14 protein-coding genes are annotated in these 17,606 nt (G+C 55.1%); 6 read left to right on the top strand and 8 right to left on the bottom strand.

Annotation, left to right across the window (positions count from 1 at the left end; all coding sequences use genetic code 11):
• Positions 1 to 57: 57 nt before the first annotated feature.
• The 6 genes from Q1A69_RS05885 to Q1A69_RS05860 form a co-directional block, all read right to left on the bottom strand.
• On the bottom strand, positions 58 to 4,236 hold the full coding sequence (locus tag Q1A69_RS05885; RefSeq protein ID WP_299582514.1) for a YhdP family protein: 4,179 nt from the start codon (positions 4,234 to 4,236) through the stop codon (positions 58 to 60).
• Between the two features lie 81 nt (positions 4,237 to 4,317).
• Positions 4,318 to 5,805: a ribonuclease G gene (gene rng, locus Q1A69_RS05880; RefSeq protein WP_299582511.1), complete on the bottom strand. Its 1,488-nt coding sequence runs from the start codon at positions 5,803 to 5,805 to the stop codon at positions 4,318 to 4,320.
• Positions 5,802 to 6,413, bottom strand: coding sequence for a Maf family protein (locus Q1A69_RS05875; protein ID WP_299582508.1), 612 nt, complete (start codon positions 6,411 to 6,413; stop codon positions 5,802 to 5,804). The genes rng and Q1A69_RS05875 overlap by 4 nt, the downstream gene beginning before the upstream one ends.
• A 96-nt stretch (positions 6,414 to 6,509) precedes the next feature.
• Entirely contained in the window at positions 6,510 to 6,989 is a 480-nt protein-coding gene (mreD, locus tag Q1A69_RS05870; protein WP_299582505.1) for a rod shape-determining protein MreD, read from the bottom strand.
• Complete coding sequence (gene mreC / locus Q1A69_RS05865; protein ID WP_299582502.1) at positions 6,976 to 7,818, bottom strand: rod shape-determining protein MreC; 843 nt, start codon at positions 7,816 to 7,818, stop codon at positions 6,976 to 6,978. The genes mreD and mreC overlap by 14 nt, the downstream gene beginning before the upstream one ends.
• 133 nt (positions 7,819 to 7,951) lie before the next feature.
• The gene (locus tag Q1A69_RS05860) at positions 7,952 to 8,986 is read right to left on the bottom strand and encodes a rod shape-determining protein (protein ID WP_299582499.1); all 1,035 of its coding nucleotides are present in this window, start codon (positions 8,984 to 8,986) and stop codon (positions 7,952 to 7,954) included.
• A 358-nt stretch (positions 8,987 to 9,344) separates the two neighbouring features.
• Between Q1A69_RS05860 and gatC the strand changes: the two genes are divergently transcribed.
• The 6 genes from gatC to Q1A69_RS05830 all read left to right on the top strand — a co-directional run bounded on the left by gatC (position 9,345) and on the right by Q1A69_RS05830 (position 15,121).
• A complete protein-coding gene (gatC, locus tag Q1A69_RS05855) occupies positions 9,345 to 9,632 on the top strand; it encodes an Asp-tRNA(Asn)/Glu-tRNA(Gln) amidotransferase subunit GatC (RefSeq protein ID WP_299582495.1) in 288 nt (95 codons plus the stop codon).
• A gap of 72 nt (positions 9,633 to 9,704) precedes the next feature.
• On the top strand, positions 9,705 to 11,150 hold the full coding sequence (gene gatA / locus Q1A69_RS05850) for an Asp-tRNA(Asn)/Glu-tRNA(Gln) amidotransferase subunit GatA (protein ID WP_299582492.1): 1,446 nt from the start codon (positions 9,705 to 9,707) through the stop codon (positions 11,148 to 11,150).
• A gap of 11 nt (positions 11,151 to 11,161) precedes the next feature.
• Complete coding sequence (gene gatB, locus Q1A69_RS05845) at positions 11,162 to 12,613, top strand: Asp-tRNA(Asn)/Glu-tRNA(Gln) amidotransferase subunit GatB (protein ID WP_299582489.1); 1,452 nt, start codon at positions 11,162 to 11,164, stop codon at positions 12,611 to 12,613.
• Between the two features lie 67 nt (positions 12,614 to 12,680).
• Complete coding sequence (locus Q1A69_RS05840) at positions 12,681 to 12,980, top strand: PA4642 family protein (protein ID WP_299582486.1); 300 nt, start codon at positions 12,681 to 12,683, stop codon at positions 12,978 to 12,980.
• Between the two features lie 32 nt (positions 12,981 to 13,012).
• The gene (gene cysZ, locus Q1A69_RS05835) at positions 13,013 to 13,855 is read left to right on the top strand and encodes a sulfate transporter CysZ (RefSeq protein ID WP_299582483.1); all 843 of its coding nucleotides are present in this window, start codon (positions 13,013 to 13,015) and stop codon (positions 13,853 to 13,855) included.
• A 237-nt stretch (positions 13,856 to 14,092) separates the two neighbouring features.
• Positions 14,093 to 15,121: a glycosyltransferase gene (locus Q1A69_RS05830; RefSeq protein ID WP_299582480.1), complete on the top strand. Its 1,029-nt coding sequence runs from the start codon at positions 14,093 to 14,095 to the stop codon at positions 15,119 to 15,121.
• Between the two features lie 236 nt (positions 15,122 to 15,357).
• Here Q1A69_RS05830 and rhlB read toward each other — a convergent pair whose 3' ends face one another.
• Both rhlB and Q1A69_RS05820 read right to left on the bottom strand, forming a co-directional pair.
• Complete coding sequence (gene rhlB, locus Q1A69_RS05825) at positions 15,358 to 16,893, bottom strand: ATP-dependent RNA helicase RhlB (RefSeq protein WP_299582477.1); 1,536 nt, start codon at positions 16,891 to 16,893, stop codon at positions 15,358 to 15,360.
• Positions 16,894 to 16,942: 49 nt separating this feature from the next.
• Positions 16,943 to 17,560 (bottom strand): DoxX family protein, encoded by a 618-nt coding sequence (locus Q1A69_RS05820; RefSeq protein ID WP_299582474.1) that lies wholly within the window; start codon positions 17,558 to 17,560, stop codon positions 16,943 to 16,945.
• Positions 17,561 to 17,606: the final 46 nt, after the last annotated feature.

Here is a 17,606-nt window from a genome sequence, read left to right as displayed (position 1 = left end):
GCGGGCAAAAGCGGTTCAAGACCTATGCCAATATCAGAATATGGCTAAATTAGAAGGTTAGGAGCCGCCCTCGCGAGTGCCAGAGTTACGGCTGGCATTCGCCACCCCCGAATCCGGCCCGGCCTCTTTACCTGATGCGCCGGAGGCCGCGCCCTGGCGTTCAGCGCCATCTCCATCAAAAAGCCTTTCGAAGCGCATTTGAGGATCAGCCCATTCGCCACTGATGCGGTAACTGACACTGGCCATTTTCTTCACCTGCTTCTTAAAAGCTTTACTGATGAGGTAAACACCTGCCGCAGCCGGGAGCCCTCCCGCCAAAGCGGCAACCAGAGCGAGGTTGTTACTCACAGGAAGAGTAGCCACCAGGGTTAAATCCAAGTCTTCACGCAACAGATTGACTCGCCCCGCCATTTGCAGCTCACTGGTGGGCCCCTCGACCTGTATAGGCACGGCGATCAGTAGCTGTCCATCCCCCTCGAATACCACTTCTCCACGCACACGGTCGAAAGCCATACCACTCTTGTAGAGATCGGAAAAATCCAGGCGTAGGCGGCGTGCCCAGGTATCGAAATTAAACAGCGACAGCAGGCGTAAAACGGTAGAACCCGCAGTACCCGTTGAGCGCAGGAAGCGGCCATCGCGAATATCAATTTTCAGATCCCCCGAAAGCAGACTGCCTTTAACCTGGGCCGGCGAGCCATCCCAGCGCAAAGCGGTGTCAAAAGCGGCAGACTGACTTTCAATCAGGGGTTCATGACCCATTTCGCGCTGAATATCGGCGAGGTCATCCGCGGCAAGGCGCCCTATAAACTGGGACGAGTTTTTACCTTCCGCATCGCGCATCCACATGAGCTGCGCCCCCAAGGCTTTTTTGCCACCACCGCGCCCTTCCAGGCGAAGGCCGCGCACGCCGCCACGAATGTCGCTCAGAACTAGGCGCTCCTTGGAAGGCCGCACATCAAAGGACCAACGTCCAAGCTCCTCATCTCCCAAACGCAGGCTTTCTGTACTGAAATCAATAGCCGGCAAACTCTGGAAATCAAACTTCGCCCAGGGGTCGGCGGGCTCTTCCGCAAAGGGATCCTCTTCCGGGAGTGACGTCTCTTTCTCTGGTTCAGGCAGGCGTAAATGGGCCAGCTTCAGGCTGAGGGGCTTTTTCCCCCCGAGGGTTCCAGAGAGCTTTCCCGCCGCCATCACACTGTCAAAGTCCAATTGCCACTTAGATCCTACGCCCCGACCAGCAATATGGATATGCTCGATGGCCGCAGAACCTAGCTGCAGGTTGTCAGTACTGAGATCCAGATTTATCGGCAGCGGACTGGATGCCTTGGCCTCAGCCGTATTCGCCCGCAGTTGCTCCAATGCCTCAGTCTCTGGTTGCCCCGAGGGGCCAGGACTTACAGCAGTTTCCTCACGGTAAACACCCAACAGGCTTTCCCAGCGGGGCAGATCAACACTGGATATATCGCCCAGGACACTCAACCCCCTCTCTTCGGGGAGCTTAGCCTCGGCATTCAGAGCAATGGCTGCGCGCTCGAGGGCCCCTTCGACCAACCAAAACTGTCCCTGAAGGTGCTCCCCATAACTCAGGTGGAATAAGCTGCCCTGATCACCAATAGGTGCACGCAGTACAAAATTTGTTTTTTTCTCGGCGCTCTTGCCAAGAGGCTCAGGCAGATTTACCGCCACGCCTTCAAGGTTCGAGGTCAACTCGAAAACTGCCGCGTAGGGAGCCTCTTTTGATTTTGCGGGAACCGTGACCAGTGCCCGGTAGTCCATGTCGCCATCCATCCATTTGAGCTCAGGGCGCCGACTCCAGGTATAAATTGATTCTGTAGCGGCATTGCCCTCCAGCACCACCTGAGTATCCTGCGAAACACCCTCGCCAAAGTGACGAATGCTGGCCTTTACGGGTCGCCCCCAAAGCTCGCCGCTCAGCTGCGTACCGGTAAGGCCACGATCACTGTCGTAGACTACATCCCCAGTCAATGCCTGTGCGTGTAAGCGCAGGTTCTGCAACTGTAAATCCCCGCGGCTCAGCTGTAACTCAACGCTATGGCTGGGCGATACAGCCGCACCACCGAGAGGTTGGGTTAAATTCAGGTACCCGCGAATATCTCCAGAGAGCTGCCAATCATCAAAGGCACTGCCCAGCTTCGCTCTCAACGGCGACTCCCGCAGCAAACGCAGCCCATCAGCGGCGGGACCCTGTAGCTGGGCCGACACGTCCAGACGCGAGCCATTGCCAGGCTGTGGAGTTACCTCGACAATAATATCTCGAGCATCCACCCCCCATAAACCAGCCTTATTGGCGCTGACAGATACATTTCCATCATTCAGCAACAGGCGGCCATTCACCCCCTTTACTCCGGGCCAATCGTCCGCATATTTCAGGTCGGCACCGGCAAATTCCGCGGCCAACTGCGCGGTGTGACGCTTGTTATGGGTACCCAGGGCGCGCAGGGATTCTTCCTCACCATTTTTGCTGTAGCTGCTACCGCGATAGATAAACGCGGCAGTCTCAACCCTACCTGGATTTTTAGCGCCCAACCCCTCATTTAGCCACTGGCGCAAGTCCTCACTGACCGTGGTCGGCACCAGTTGCTCCTGGACACCCACTTCGGCATCGCGCAGTGATAGGGCCAAGACCAAATCCGCCGCGCGGCTGTGCGGGCGGAACGGCAGAGATAACAAAAACTGCCCCTGGACATCCCCCACTGCGCCATTTAAATGCAAAGGCCCTGAAAAAATGCTGATTTCATTCTGGTCTCTGTCCAAGCTCCAGGCCAGGGTGCCGCTGGCCTGCTCAAAAGAAAATGTATCCTGGTACAGGTTCGGAAACCCGGCTTGCAGGCTCGAGCCATCCAGCTCTACCCGACCATGGCTCCCTGCAAATTCCAGGTAGCCACTCAAACCGGCAATCGAAGGAGCACCGCGATAGGCCTGCGTGCCAATATTCTGTAAGTTGGCGCTCAGGCTCATTGAACCCCCCGCCCCCTTTCGCAGCTGCAAGCGGCGCAACTGACCCGTGGGCTCCAGAGCCCGCAACCAATCACCCGCGGCACCCTCTAATAAATCCAGGCGCCGGAGAATATCGCTCCAACCTGCCAGATCGATCACATCCGCCGATAGTGCGACCCCCTGCTGATCGCTGCTTACCTGTAGGTTCAGGGGGGGCATTTGCAGGCCCTGCCAGTCAATCTCGGTGCTCTGCAGTGCCAATCGCCAGTGTTCACCAGGCAGCCAGCGCCCTGAAATGTCCCCGGAAAGTGCACGCAAAGGGGCCATGGTGTGATCACCTGCCAGGTTCTGTTCACCCTTCTCTTTCTGGGAATCACCGAGGCTTGCCACCTGGGCAAGATCCACTCGTCCCACCAGTCGATAGCCACTCTTGCGATCACTGTGCAGCCAGAGGCGTCCATCAGCCCACTTGCGCCCGTGCCAATGAAATCGATCGGGCAATGGGGTCAATTGATGCAGTAGGGAAACGATATCCCGATCCAATAGCAGCTCATTAAGTTGCATGTAGCCACGTACAGAGAAGTGCTTTTTCTTACGCGGATTGCCCCGACCCTCGAGTACTAGGCGAAGCGTTTCCGTGCCGGCCTTGTGTTCCTCCCCTTCGCGGGCAATAAAAGCACGGGCCGTAAGGCGGTGGAAATCACCGCGATTTTCCAGGGAGATCTGCGGTAAGTTGATCTCCGCAAGCTGCTCCCCGGGAAGCCTGACTGTGATTGCCGCATCGCGAATCTGTACCTTGGGGCTCAACTGGAAAAGCCGGGCCGGATCAGCCGCCTTGGGGTTGGATACAACCCGGCCATCGGGCTTCAGGGATATATCGGGGAAGCCATCGAGTCGCCATTCCCCCTGTTCATTGCGGCTGAGACCCGCCGCAAAGGCGTGCATTTGCAGGTCCTTCCACACCAACTCCCGGTTCCACAGGCTGGAGAGCAGATCCAGTTGGAACAGACCGTGCCCCATGCGCAGTTCACCATTTTCCCCCAGGCGCAAGCCGTCGAGCTGCAAAGCCACTTGCAGCGCCTCCCAGCGTAGGGAAATCCGGTCCATCTGCACCGGCACACCCAGCTGACCGGTGAGCCAGCGGCTGATCTGTGGGCGGTACTCCTCCACCTGGGGGGACAAGAGCCGCCCGGTTTGCACGAGGATCGCCAGGGCGATCACCAGGCTCACCGATAACAACCAGAACTTTCGCGTGAACCAGCGCAGCAGATTCATTACCACCTTCCCCCTCTCACGAGACAGCTGCAAGCATCGCAACAGCCGGCGCCGACAAACTGTGGGAAAGCGGATAATGATTTACACAAGAACAATGTCGTACTGCTCCTGGTTGTAAATAGGCTCCACCTGAAACTGTATGGGCCGGCGAATAAACTCCTCCAGATCGGCAACATTGGCCGACTCCTCGTCCAGCAGCAGGTCTATGACCATCTGGCTGGCCAGTACCATAATCTTTTCACTGTCGTAAGCCCGTGACTCACGGATAATCTCCCGAAATATCTCGAAGCAAACGGTCTCAGCACTTTTCAAAGTCCCACGCCCCTCACATACCGGGCAGGGCTCGCACAAAATCTGACCGAGGGACTCCCGCGTGCGCTTGCGCGTCATCTCCACCAAACCGAGCTCGGAGACACCAGTAATACTCGACTTGGCGTGATCCCGCTCCAGGGTTTTTTCCAGAGTTCGCAGTACCTGGCGCTGGTGCTCCGGGTCTTTCATATCGATAAAATCGATAATGATAATCCCCCCGAGGTTGCGCAGGCGCAGCTGGCGAGCAATGGCAGTTGCCGCCTCCAAATTCGTTTTGAAGATAGTCTCTTCCAGATTGCGATGACCCACAAATGCGCCGGTATTCACATCGATAGTACTCATCGCCTCTGTTTGCTCGATAATGAGATAACCGCCAGACTTTAATGTCACCTTATTCTGTAAGGCGCGGCGAATCTCCTCCTCAACACCGTAGAGATCGAACAGAGGGCGCTCCCCCGGATAGTGCTCCAAACGACCGGCGATTTCCGGTGCGTACTTTCCGGCAAACTCCGCTGCTCGGCCATGGGCCTCGCGGGAGTCTATACGAATCTTCTCAGTGTAAGGGCGCGCAAGATCACGCAGGGCCCGCATAAAGAGTGGCAAGTCCTCATAGATCACCGAAGGGACGGCCCGCTCCTTGATTCGCTGCTCCAGTTCCCCCCAAAGCTTGTAGAGAAAGGGGATATCCCGCAGCAGTTCATCCTCACTGACACCCTCCGCCACGGTGCGCAAAATAAATCCACCGTCTGCGGAGAGGCCATCCTCCGCGAGTCGCGACGAAGCGGTCTCCACCAACTGGCGCAGGCGCTCCCGCTCCCCCTCGTCCTCGATACGATTGGAGATTCCGATATGGCGAGTCTGCGGCATGTAAACGAGATAACGAGCAGATACCGATAAGTGTGTGGTTAAGCGTGCACCTTTACTACTAATAGGGTCCTTGACCACCTGTACCACCAGGGGCTGCCCTTCGCGTACCAGGGCGCGAATATCTGCCACTTCGGCATCCCGCGCCTCCATACCCTCATCATCCAGGGGAGCGATATCGGAGGCGTGAATAAAGCCAGCACGCTCCAGGCCAATATCCACAAAGGCCGCCTGCATCCCCGGCAGCACCCGGATCACCTTGCCTTTATAGATATTACCTACGATACCTCGGCGCGCACTGCGCTCCAGATAGACTTCCTGGAGCACACCGTTTTCCACCAGTGCGACGCGAGTCTCTGTAGGTGCGACATTGATCAGCAACTCTTCGCTCAAGATTGGGCCTCCTGCCAATAAGAAATGCCCGCCTGTTCGAGCATCGGAATTAGTGCCTCCAGGGGTAGACCAACAACATTGCTATAACTGCCGCTAATAGACGCCACCAAGGCGGCCCCCATCCCCTGAATGCCATAGCCACCGGCCTTATCCACAGGCTCACCTGTGCGCCAATAGGCATCAATCTGTAAGCGGGACAAATTGCGAAAACTCACGCGGGTCTCAACCAGGCGGCTGAATTGCTTCTCCCGATTGCGCAGACAGATGGCGCTCAATACAGAGTGCTCCGTGCCCGACAGGGACAGCATCATGGATTCAAAGTCACGGTAATCTCTCGGTTTCTCCAGGACGCTCTCACCACAAAGTACAATGGTGTCCGCCCCCAGGGCCCAGAGCCCGTTTATATCAGGCGCTGCATGCAACCCTGCGGAAGACTTTTCCTGGGCCAGTCGCTGAATATAGTCCTGTGCACTTTCACAGGACTTCTTCTGCTCGGGTACCGAGGGAGTCAGCTGAGAAAATGGAACGCCTATCTGTGTAAGCAGTTCGGCCCGACGCGGGGATCCCGAGGCCAGGAGGAGATGATTAAAAGCGGTGGTATTCGTCACTGTACTACAAATTCCCTGTGGGCCAGCGGCTGATTATAGCGATACTGATCGAAAAATGATCAAAATTTTACATTGATTTACAGACTGGTAGGGCGATCAACGAACCTGTAATCGACCGCAAAGGCGATGCAACAGGGGCGCTACCCAAGGCCACAACAGGGCTGTAGTGAGTGCCGGCCATAAAAAAGTCAGCCCGGGCACGGTTTTTCCCTCCAAACCGTGTACCCAGTTCCCCACCACCTGATTAATCCCCACCAGTACAAAAACCCACAGAAGCTGCTGTGCCGGATTAAAAGCCCGGGTGCGCTGATAAGTGAGTAGGCTGAAATAGGCCAAAATCGCCAGGGCCAGAGCGTGAGTGCCGAGACTGGCCCCACTGATCAGGTCCTCTAGGATCCCCACCAGCCAGGCAAAGCCGACTCCCAGAGCCTGTGGCATGCGAGTAACCCAAAAAATGACCAATAAGGCTGGAAATGCCGGGCGAAACCAAAGCCACTGCTGGGGCAGTGGCATCACCACAAGCAGCATGGACAGAAAGAGAGTCAGCGCGATAAACCAGCGATTATTCGCTTGCAAGGCCCCGCCTCCCGTTCCCGATGACCGCCAGAACAAAACGACTGCGGCTCATACGGCCACGGGGGAGCACCTCGGCCTCGGCAAAGGGTTTGCCGGGATCGCGGGTAACCGACATGACCTCACCCACTGGATAGCCCGCTGGGAAGCGTCCGCCGAGACCGGAACTGAGCAGCAGGTCCCCTTCGCGGATATCACTGGTATTCGCCAGATGCCTGAGTTTAAGGCGATAGAGATCGCCGGTACCCTCAGCGACGGCTCGCATACTGTTGCGCAGCACCTGCACGGGAATCGCGTGACTGGAATCGGTAATCAGGAGAATTCGGCTAGAGGTATCTCCGGCTTCGATCACTTGCCCAAGCAGGCCACTGGCATCCATCACCGGTGTGCCCACATCAATACCGTGATCGCGCCCTTTATCGATCAATAACACATGTTCGAGAGGATCGGGGGAAACGCCGATGACCTGCGCTACCAGCACCCGATCATCAACCATCTCCGCCGAATTCATCAGCTCTTTAAGTCGAGTATTTTCCGCCTTGACCGCAGCCAGTAGCTGACTGCGCTGCTCCAGCAGAAGCACCTGACGCTTGAGGCGATCATTCTCTTCCAAAAGCTCTTCGCGGGAACGAAATTGCTCCCCAGCCCAGTCGCCCACGCGTTCCGGGGCACCGGTGATCCAGTAGAGGGGGGCTGTAATGCCGGACAGTCGCTCGCGGGATGACTGAAACCAGTTGGTATAGTGGTCGGCAACGATCAAGGCGATAGCCAATGGTACCAACAACAGAAGGCGGAACTCGGGGGAGGGGCCGCGGGTAAATAGCGGTTTCAAGAACAGCCCCCTTTGTACGGGTCAATGATTATTGGTCTCACAATATATCGGATGTCACTGAATCGTGAAACCAGGCGCCGCCAGCGGCTCGCCCACCGGGGGCGACAGGGAGCCACTTCCAACCTCAATCAACTCAGTTCGACATCAAATACAAACGGTTGCGATCCAGCATATCCAAAGCCTTGCCGCCACCGCGCGCGACACAGGTCAGGGGGTCATCGGCAACGATCACCGGCAGACCCGATTCTTCCATCAACAGTCGATCCAGGTCCCGCAACAGAGCGCCGCCACCGGTCAATACCATACCGCGCTCGGCGATATCGGAAGCGAGCTCCGGGGGCGATTGTTCCAGCGCACTTTTTACTGCCTGCACAATACCGGTCAGTGGCTCCTGCAGGGCCTCGAGAATCTCATCGGAATTCAGGGTAAAGCTGCGCGGCACCCCTTCCGCCAAGTTGCGACCACGCACATCGATCTCACGCACTTCACTACCCGCGTAGGCGCAGCCGATTTCCTCTTTAATTCGCTCAGCCGTGGCATCACCAATCACACTGCCGTAGTTGCGGCGCACATAGTTGACGATGGCCTCGTCGAAGCGGTCACCGCCGATTCGCACGGAGTCGGAGTAAACCACGCCGTTCAGGGAAATAATGGCAATCTCAGTGGTACCACCACCGATATCCACCACCATGGAACCGCTCGCCTCTTCCACATTCAGGCCCGCACCTATCGCAGCGGCCATCGGCTCCTCGATCAGCGACACCTCACGGGCGCCCGCACCCAGGGCAGACTCGCGAATTGCGCGGCGTTCAACCTCCGTAGACTGGCAGGGAACACAGACCAGCACACGGGGGCTCGGGCGCATCCAGCTGTTTTCATGCACTTTCTTAATAAAGTGCTGCAACATTTTTTCGGTTACCTGGAAATCGGCGATTACCCCATCCTTCAGCGGGCGAATCGCCGTGATATTGCCAGGGGTGCGGCCCAGCATACGTTTGGCTTCGACTCCGACCGCCTCAACGATTTTCTGGCCATTATAGTGACGGATAGCGACGACAGAGGGCTCGTCGAGTACTACGCCGCGATCGCGAACGTAAATCAGCGTATTGGCGGTTCCCAGGTCGATGGAGAGGTCACTGGAGAACATACCCCGCAAACGTTTAAACATGGAATTCGATTACCTTGTACTAATTGTCAGCCCCCAGGTCGGGCACTGCGGGCGCGGCTTATTTTATGGATGCAAATCCTAGTTAGTCCGCGCAAATAATTCTGAGTTCCGAGCCGCATTTCGAATCGGAGTTCACGCAATACACCGGAGTCACTCAGCAGCCGGCAGGATTGCGCAAACTCTAACAACGGCACCGGTCCAGGGCAAGGCTGAAGCCCGGCCAATCGATTGCAGATTACCCGGTTCAGCGGAGCCGATGAGAATAACAGTCTATTGTGCTAAATTTGCCGACCCTGCCCGGTCTCTATATACGGGACAGAAATAGATTCGCAACGCAAGCCGGAGGAGCCCCATCGCCATGGCCGTGGATACGCAAACCGTAGAGAAGCTGGCAGAACTCGCCCGCATCGCCATATCCGAAGAAACCATTGAGGAAGTCAGTGGACGCCTCGGCGAGATCCTGCAGCTGGTAGACCAACTTCAGGCCGTCAACACCGACGGGGTCACGCCAATGGCGCACCCACTCGATGAGGTACAGACCCTGCGCGTCGATGCCGTGACAGAATCCGACCAGCGCCAAAGCTTCCTGGCCCAGGCACCGCAGTCGGAAGAGGGCCTCTACCTGGTACCCAAAGTGATCGACTAAACAGGGTCGCAGAAAAAGCCCAAACAATCCCATTCCGCCCTAAGCCCGCCCAGAGCCTTTTAAGGGAATAACATGCATCAGCTTACTATTGCCGAGATAATCCGCGGACTGCAAAGTAAGGCATTCTCCAGCACGGAGTTAACCCGCCATTTACTCACGCGTATCCAGCAGCTGGACAATAGCTATAACAGCTTTATCACCGTCACCGAAGAACTCGCCCTGTCCCAGGCAGAAGCTGCCGATCGGCACCTGGCTTCTGGAGAAGCTCCAGCACTGTGCGGTGTGCCTATCGCCCACAAGGATATTATCTGCACCAACGGCGTACGCACGAGCTGCGCTTCAAAAATGCTGGATAATTTTATTCCGCCCTACGATGCCACGTTAGTGGAAAATCTCAATGCGGCCGGCACCGTCACCCTGGGTAAAACCAATATGGACGAGTTCGCGATGGGCTCCTCCAGCGAAAGTAGTTACTACGGATCGGTAAAGAACCCCTGGAATACCCGCTGTGTCCCGGGTGGCTCCTCCGGCGGCTCCGCCGCGGCAGTTGCGGCACTGCTGGTGCCCGGCGCCACCGCCACCGATACCGGCGGTTCTATCCGTCAACCCGCGGCACTAACGAATACCACTGGCCTCAAGCCCACCTACGGCCGGATTTCCCGTTGGGGCATCGTCGCTTACGCCTCCAGTCTGGATCAGGCCGGCCCCATCGCACGCAATGCGGAAGATGCGGCCTACCTGTTGTCCGCCATGGCCAGTCATGACCCGAAAGATTCCACAAGCCTGGATTGCCCGCAAACAGACTTTACCGCAGAGCTGAACAACTCCATTGCCGGCCTCAAAATCGGTGTGCCCAGGGAATATTTTGGCGAAGGCCTGAATGCCGAAACCGCGGCCCGTGTACAGGCCGCGCTCAAAGAATTTGAGAAGCTCGGCGCACAATTAGTAGATATCAGCCTGCCCCACACCGAGCTGGCCATTCCCGCCTACTACGTCATAGCCCCTGCCGAGGCCTCGGCGAATCTTTCTCGTTTTGACGGGGTGCGCTATGGCCACCGCTGTAATGTGCCCAAAGATTTACGCGACCTGTATAGGCGCTCCCGCGGTGAGGGATTCGGCGAAGAGGTCCAACGTCGCATCCTTGTGGGCACCTATGCGCTATCCGCAGGGTATTACGACGCCTATTACAACAAGGCGCAGCAAGTGCGTCGCCTGATCAAACAGGATTTTGTCCAGGCCTTTGAGCAGGTCGACGTTATTATGGGGCCCACCACCCCCTCTCCCGCTTTCGAGTTGGGCGCCAAAGTCGCCGACCCTGTAGCTATGTACCTGGAGGATATCTATACCATCGCCACTAATCTGGCGGGGCTGCCGGGGATGTCCATTCCCTGCGGACTGGTGAACAATATGCCTGTGGGGCTGCAGATTACCGGTAACTACCTGAATGAAGCACGCATGCTCAATATTGCGCATCAATACCAACAGGTTACCGACTGGCACAAAGCCAGCGCCGTGTAAGGAGATCGATTGTGGAATGGGAAATCGTTATCGGGCTGGAAATTCACGTACAGCTATCGACCCAGTCAAAACTATTTTCCGGTGCAAGCACCCGTTTCGGCGCAGCACCGAATACCCAGGCCTGTGCCGTGGACCTGGCTATGCCCGGTACCCTACCGGTACCCAATCAAGAAGCTTTTCGCTTTGCCGCCATGTTTGGCCTCGCAATGAATGCGGAAATTGGCCGGCGTTCGGTTTTTGAGCGCAAGAACTATTTTTATCCAGATCTGCCCAAGGGCTACCAAACCACCCAGCTGGAACGCCCCATCGTCGGCCCTGGAGTAGTCGAAATCCACCTGGAGGACGGCAGCAGTAAAAAGGTCCGCCTGCATCACGCCCACCTAGAGGAAGACGCGGGAAAGTCCCTGCATGAAGACTTTCACGGCATGTCTGGAATCGATTTGAACCGCGCTGGAACTCCGCTAATTGAGATTGTCTCAGAGCCGGATATGCGCAGCGCTGCCGAAGCCGTCGCTTACCTGAAAAAAATTCACAGTATCGTGACCTACCTGGGCATATCCGACGGAGATATGTCCCAGGGCTCTCTGCGCTGTGATGCCAATGTCTCCGTGCGCTTACAAGGCGAAGAAAAACTGGGCACACGCACCGAATTAAAAAACATCAACTCCTTCCGCTTTGTTGAGCGCGCGATCAAAGTCGAGGCCGAGCGCCAAATCGACATTTTGGAAGATGGCGGTCACATTGTGCAGGAAACCCGCCTCTATGATGCGGATAAAAATGAAACGCGCTCCATGCGCAGTAAAGAAGTGGCCAATGACTATCGCTACTTTCCCTGCCCCGACTTATTACCCGTTGTTCTCAGCGAGGATTACATTGAACAACTGCGTAAAGAGCTACCGGAGTTACCAGATGCCAAAGCCGAGCGTTTCCAGTCGGAGTACGGCATATCTGCTTACGATGCTGACCAGCTCACTCAACAGCGCGCCAGTGCTGACTACTTTGAGGCCGTGTGCAAAACCTGTCACGAACCCAAATTGGCCGCAAACTGGATTGCCGGTGAGCTGGCTGCGCTACTCAATCGCAGAGAAATTTCCATCCAGGAATCTCCGGTTAGCGCACAACAACTAGCCGGCTTGATTATTCGCATCAAAGACAACACCATCTCCAGCAAGATTGCCAAACAGGTTTTTGAAGCTATCGCCAATGGTGAAGGCAGCGCCGACGAAGTCATTGAAAAGCGTGGTCTCAAGCAAGTATCCGATAGCGGCGCTATTGAACAGATGGTAGAGGCGGTAATTGCAGCAAGCAGCGCACAGGTAGACAACTACCGAAAAGCCGATGAATCCAAACGCCCTAAAATGATGGGTTATTTTGTCGGCCAAATTATGAAAGCCTCCAAAGGCCAGGCAAACCCGCAGATGATCAATAAGGTCCTCAAGGAAAAGCTGGATGCCCTACTTTAAACCACACTGACATAAACACCGCGCTGGGTCGCCGCCCGGCTGCACGCATAGAAATAAGGATTAGATTTTGAGCCTGAAAAAAGACAAACAAAAAGTTCTCGGTGAAATTTTCGATGAAGAGCGTATTGCCAGTTTCCTGGAAGGAGAAGCCCCGAAAAATATCAATCGGGATTTCCACCTTCTCGAGCGCGCCTATCGCAGTATGAAAGCCGAGAGTTTCGCCACTTTTGTGCAGCTGTTCCTCGCCGAGGGACTCGATTTGGATAGTGCTGGCCCCGATGGGCAAACCCTGTTAACGCGCATTGGTGAACACCGCCAAAGCAGCGAATACATCGAAATACTGAAAGCCGCCGGTGCCAAGCACTGAGTGGAGACTGCGCACCAGCGTGAGGTAATGCTATGACTTCAAACCCAACCCACGGTATCGACGCGCTGGTGCGCGGTGCCCGCTTGTTAACCCGGCGCGAGCTGCGCCCTTTTATTTTGGTTCCCCTACTGATTAATTTAGTGCTGTTTATCGCGATCAGTGGCCTCATGATTTCACAACTGGGTGGTCTCAGTGACTATATTACCAGCCTGTTGTCACACACCCCGGTGGACACCGCAAACATGTCCTGGTGGGAGGCCATCATGGCCAAAGGCGCCGCATGGACTGCCAGTATATTTCGCTGGCTCGCCTGGATTATTGCGATCTTGGTACTGTTTTTGTTCTTCCTTGCTTACGGGTATCTCTTTGGTGTGATCACCAATATTATTGCCGCTCCTTTTAACGGACTCCTCGCCGAAAAAGTCGAAGAATTACTCACCGGTAAAGCCCCACCGACAGAACCTATGTTACAGATGGTATGGCGCACCCTTGGCCGGGAGCTACGCAAGCTCGGTTATTTTATTTTCTGGGGTTTAATCATTTTAGTGATATCCACCCTCACCAGCTGGACCATTGTGATACCCGCCGTATTGGCTGCCTTATGGGGTTCTTGGTGCATGGCCATACAGTACGTAGACTACCCTATCGACAACCATCAGCGCCCTTTTGATGAATTAAAAAGTGTGCTGCGCCGTCGCAAATTGACTAGCCTCACTTTTGGCGGAACGGTCATGCTCGCCAAGATGGTGCCGATCTTAAATATCTTTGTGATGCCCGCTGCAGTCGCCGGTGGTACCGCACTGTGGATAGAACGGCTGCGCAGGGAGGGGGACCCAGGAACAGCCTCCACTAACTCCTATCCGACCAAAAGCTAAATTTTCTGTTACAACCATGCTGGGCAATGGCAAGTTCAGCAAATCCACATAATTAGTGTACACGTATGCTTAAGCCAGCCGCGAAAAAGGGACTTTTGCGGAGAACATACCAGCAAAGATCAGTAGTGGCTCTAAGGGTAAGCAGCCACTCAATATATTTTGGGGCTACCACTTGAGAAGGAAGGCAGAGTGCTCAGCCTTCTGTAACTCTGGAGGGCCCTGACGGAAGTAGAGTTTATGAGAATCTGTCAATTACTTGCCTCCAATAGCTCAGGCGGCCTTGCCAAGCACTTCATAGAGCTTTCAAACGCACTCAGCCAGATACACGATATTGTTGTTATCTGCCCGGCAAAATTCAAAACGGAATTCAATAGCAACATTATACATATTGAATTTGAACCCAGAGGTTCAAGCAACAACCCCCTGAACCTGTATAAATTTTTGCAGGCGATCAAGAAAGCACAACCAGAAATCATTCACGCCCACGGAAATTCTGCTGTTAATTTTGCCGCAAAAGCTAAGCTTTTCTCAAAAATAAAAACCATCGGTACCATTCACTGGAACCTAAAAAGAAAGAAAAATAGAAAAGGTTACGAAAAGCTCGACAGTGTAATTGGTATAAGTAGCGGTGTGCTGAGAGACATCAAAAATCCCAATCAGCGTATTATTCACTTGGGGATAACCCCAACCGGCGATCCAACAGATCACCGCAACCAGCTCCTCTCAGACTACGGCCTCTCTCGCGATAAGCCCATCTGCCTAGCTATTGGACGCCTGGTTAAAGGCAAAGGATTTGACCTGCTTATCCGTGCGTGGCAAGGGGTGGACGCCAACCTGCTTATTGTAGGAGATGGCCCATTACGCAAAGACCTGGATAACTTACTTAAAGAACTCAATGTAACTAACACTCATTTATGTGGCCCCATCCACAATGCCTCCCGATTAATCCCTTCGGTAGACATGGTGGCCATCTCCTCACATTCCGAAGGTTTTAGTTACGTTTTAGCCGAGGCTCTAATAGATCGAAAACCTGTGATAGCCACTGAGGTGTTTGGCCCCCTGGATGTCCTGCCCAAGTTTGCCCTGGTGCCCATCGGGAATGAAAAAATCATGCACGAGAAGCTTTCCCAGGCAACAGCAAATTTGGAACAGTGGAACCAGGATTTTTCAGACACATACGCATGGGCCACAAAGCACCTTTCCATGGAAAGCATGATCAGGCAAACCGTCGAGGCTTATCAAGATCTTCTCGAGCCACAGCCCTAAACCCGCTCCACAAGGGTTGCGATAGGGCAGATAGGGCAGATAGGGCAGATAGGGCAATAAGCGTGTTTTAGCAGCAAATAAGATACAAGGACGTATCGCCGACACAGGCCTAAGTAACACCAGCACACCTTGGTAACCGTGCCAGTTATCGCAGATACCGATCAGTTAATGCCGAATTTTATTTTTTGTAGCGTGGAAAGCCGATAGGCCCTTGCGGCCTACCGGCAATGATTAGATCAGTAACGTGAACGCCCACGGCCTCCACTGCGGTTATGACCACTGCGGCCTCCGCGCTGATTTCTGTCACCGCCACTGTGGCGGACATCAACTTTGGGCGGCTCCTGCAAAAGCGCCTCGGGGGGAACTTCACACTTCAGCTTCTGCCCCAGCAACTGCTCGATCGGTTCCAATCGCATGGCATCATCTTCACAGGCAAAGCTGATAGAGGTACCGGTCTTACCGGCACGGCCCGTGCGGCCGATACGGTGTACATAGTCCTCGGGCTCTTCCGGCAGGGTGAAGTTCACCACATGACTGATACCGTCGATATGGATACCACGGCCGGCAACATCTGTGGCTACCAATACCTTGGTTTTACCCGACTTAAAATCATCGAGAGTACGCACCCGCTTGTTCTGTGCCACCTCACCCGACAGCAGGCCGGCAGAGATACCGTGGGCGAGCAGATGTTCATGCAGACGGCGGCACTGGTCGCGGCGGTTGGCAAAGACAATCAGGCTGTCTACTTCATCCCGCCGCAAAATGTTATACAGCAGTGTGTACTTCTCCTCGCTGGCAGCCAGGTAGACATGCTGTTCCACACTATCGGTGGCCACTCGCTCCGGCTCGATCTCCACAACCACAGGCTCTTCGGTCCACTGTTCCACCAGATTATCGACTTCTGGGGTGAAAGTAGCCGAGAAAAACATGGTCTGGCGATGTGTCTTGCGGGGAGTTTGGCGTACGATGCGGCGAACCTGGGGAATAAAGCCCATGTCCAACATGCGATCGGCCTCATCGATCACTAACACTTCTATCTGATCGAGGAAGCAATCGCGGTTGCCGACAAAGTCCAATAGGCGTCCCGGCGTGGCCACCAGAATATCCACCAGGCGTTCATTGAGATTGCGCTGCTGCTTTTCGTAATCCATTCCCCCCACCAGGGTATGAATTTCCAGATCGGTATATTTACACAGGGCCTTGGCATCATCGGCGATCTGCATTACCAGTTCGCGAGTTGGAGCGATAATCAGGGAGCGGGCTTCACCGGCGTAGCGCTCGCCGTCAAAGGGGTTGCGCAGTAAGTCGTCGATAACAGTAACCAGGAACGCCGCTGTCTTACCGGTGCCGGTTTGGGCCTTGCCCACCAGATCGTGGCCGTTCAGCGTGTGGGGCAGTGAACGCCCTTGAATTGGCGAGCAGTATTGGAAACCCAAGTCATGGATGCCGCGCATCAATTCCTCGGGCAGGTCCAGGTCATGGAATCGAACCTTTCCCTCCTCTACAGGAACCTGGAAATCTTCCAGGGCCCAGGGCGTTACCGCCGCTTCCACTTTAGGCGTGCGGTTGCGCTGGCGGCCCCTATGGGGGCCTTTGCCGCCGCTCCGGCGTGAATTCCCCTCACCCTGGCCAGATTTTCCCTCGGCTTTTTGGCCCTTTTGAGACCTGTTAGCGGGACCTTGGCCACTCTTGCGCTGCTGGGAGCGCTCGTCTCCCTGGCGGGGATCCTTGTCCTCGGAGGAGGAGGCACGGCGGAACAACTTTCCTATCAAGTGAAATACTCGCTCAAATGTTCAAATAATCGACGAGTATACTACCACTCTATGTGGATTCTCGCCCACTACAGTGGCGGCAGAGCCAATAATCAACGCTAAAGAAGCGTCCCGCTCCGCTGCACAGCAGCGCCAACAGCATAATGAAGTAGGTTGCAGAAAACTCTATGCCGTTCTTCACTACGGTGAATCCGCCTGTTTCAGACAACCATTCATAGTCACCGTGTTCTTTAAGCAGCTCAATGGCCTTTTCCTTGCGAGTCAGCGCCTGATCAATCAGATCCTCGCGCCACTCCCAGGGAGCCACCAGGGTTTTATCCGGCAGGGCTGACCAGCCATTCTCCCAATGGGCGGTGGCCGCCGCCACAGCCATTACAAACATCAGGGGAATGGCCACCAATCGGGTAGCGAAACCGAAAAGGATGGCAATACCGCCGAGAAACTCTGTTAACGCGGCCGCCCAGGCCATAAACAACGGTGCTGGCAGCCCCAGCCCCCAGTCGGGGTTGCCAAACCAGGCGGCCACACTGTCAATATCCCCCATTTTATTAAGGCCAGCCAAAATAAAAATTGGCGCCAGATAAATACGCAGAGCCAAAGGCCCCAGCCAGTCAATTTTTTGTACAAAGTGCACAAAGCAGCCATACCAACGACCCAGGGTATTCATAGGAAATTTATCCTTTCCGCTCTCTATTTGGTGTATTTGTTCACTT

The organism is uncultured Microbulbifer sp. (assembly GCF_947498635.1).
Classification (GTDB): Bacteria; Pseudomonadota; Gammaproteobacteria; order Pseudomonadales; family Cellvibrionaceae; genus Microbulbifer; species Microbulbifer echini.
The sequence above is the reverse complement of the archived record's forward strand: the minus strand, read 5'-3'. Positions and strand labels throughout refer to the sequence as shown.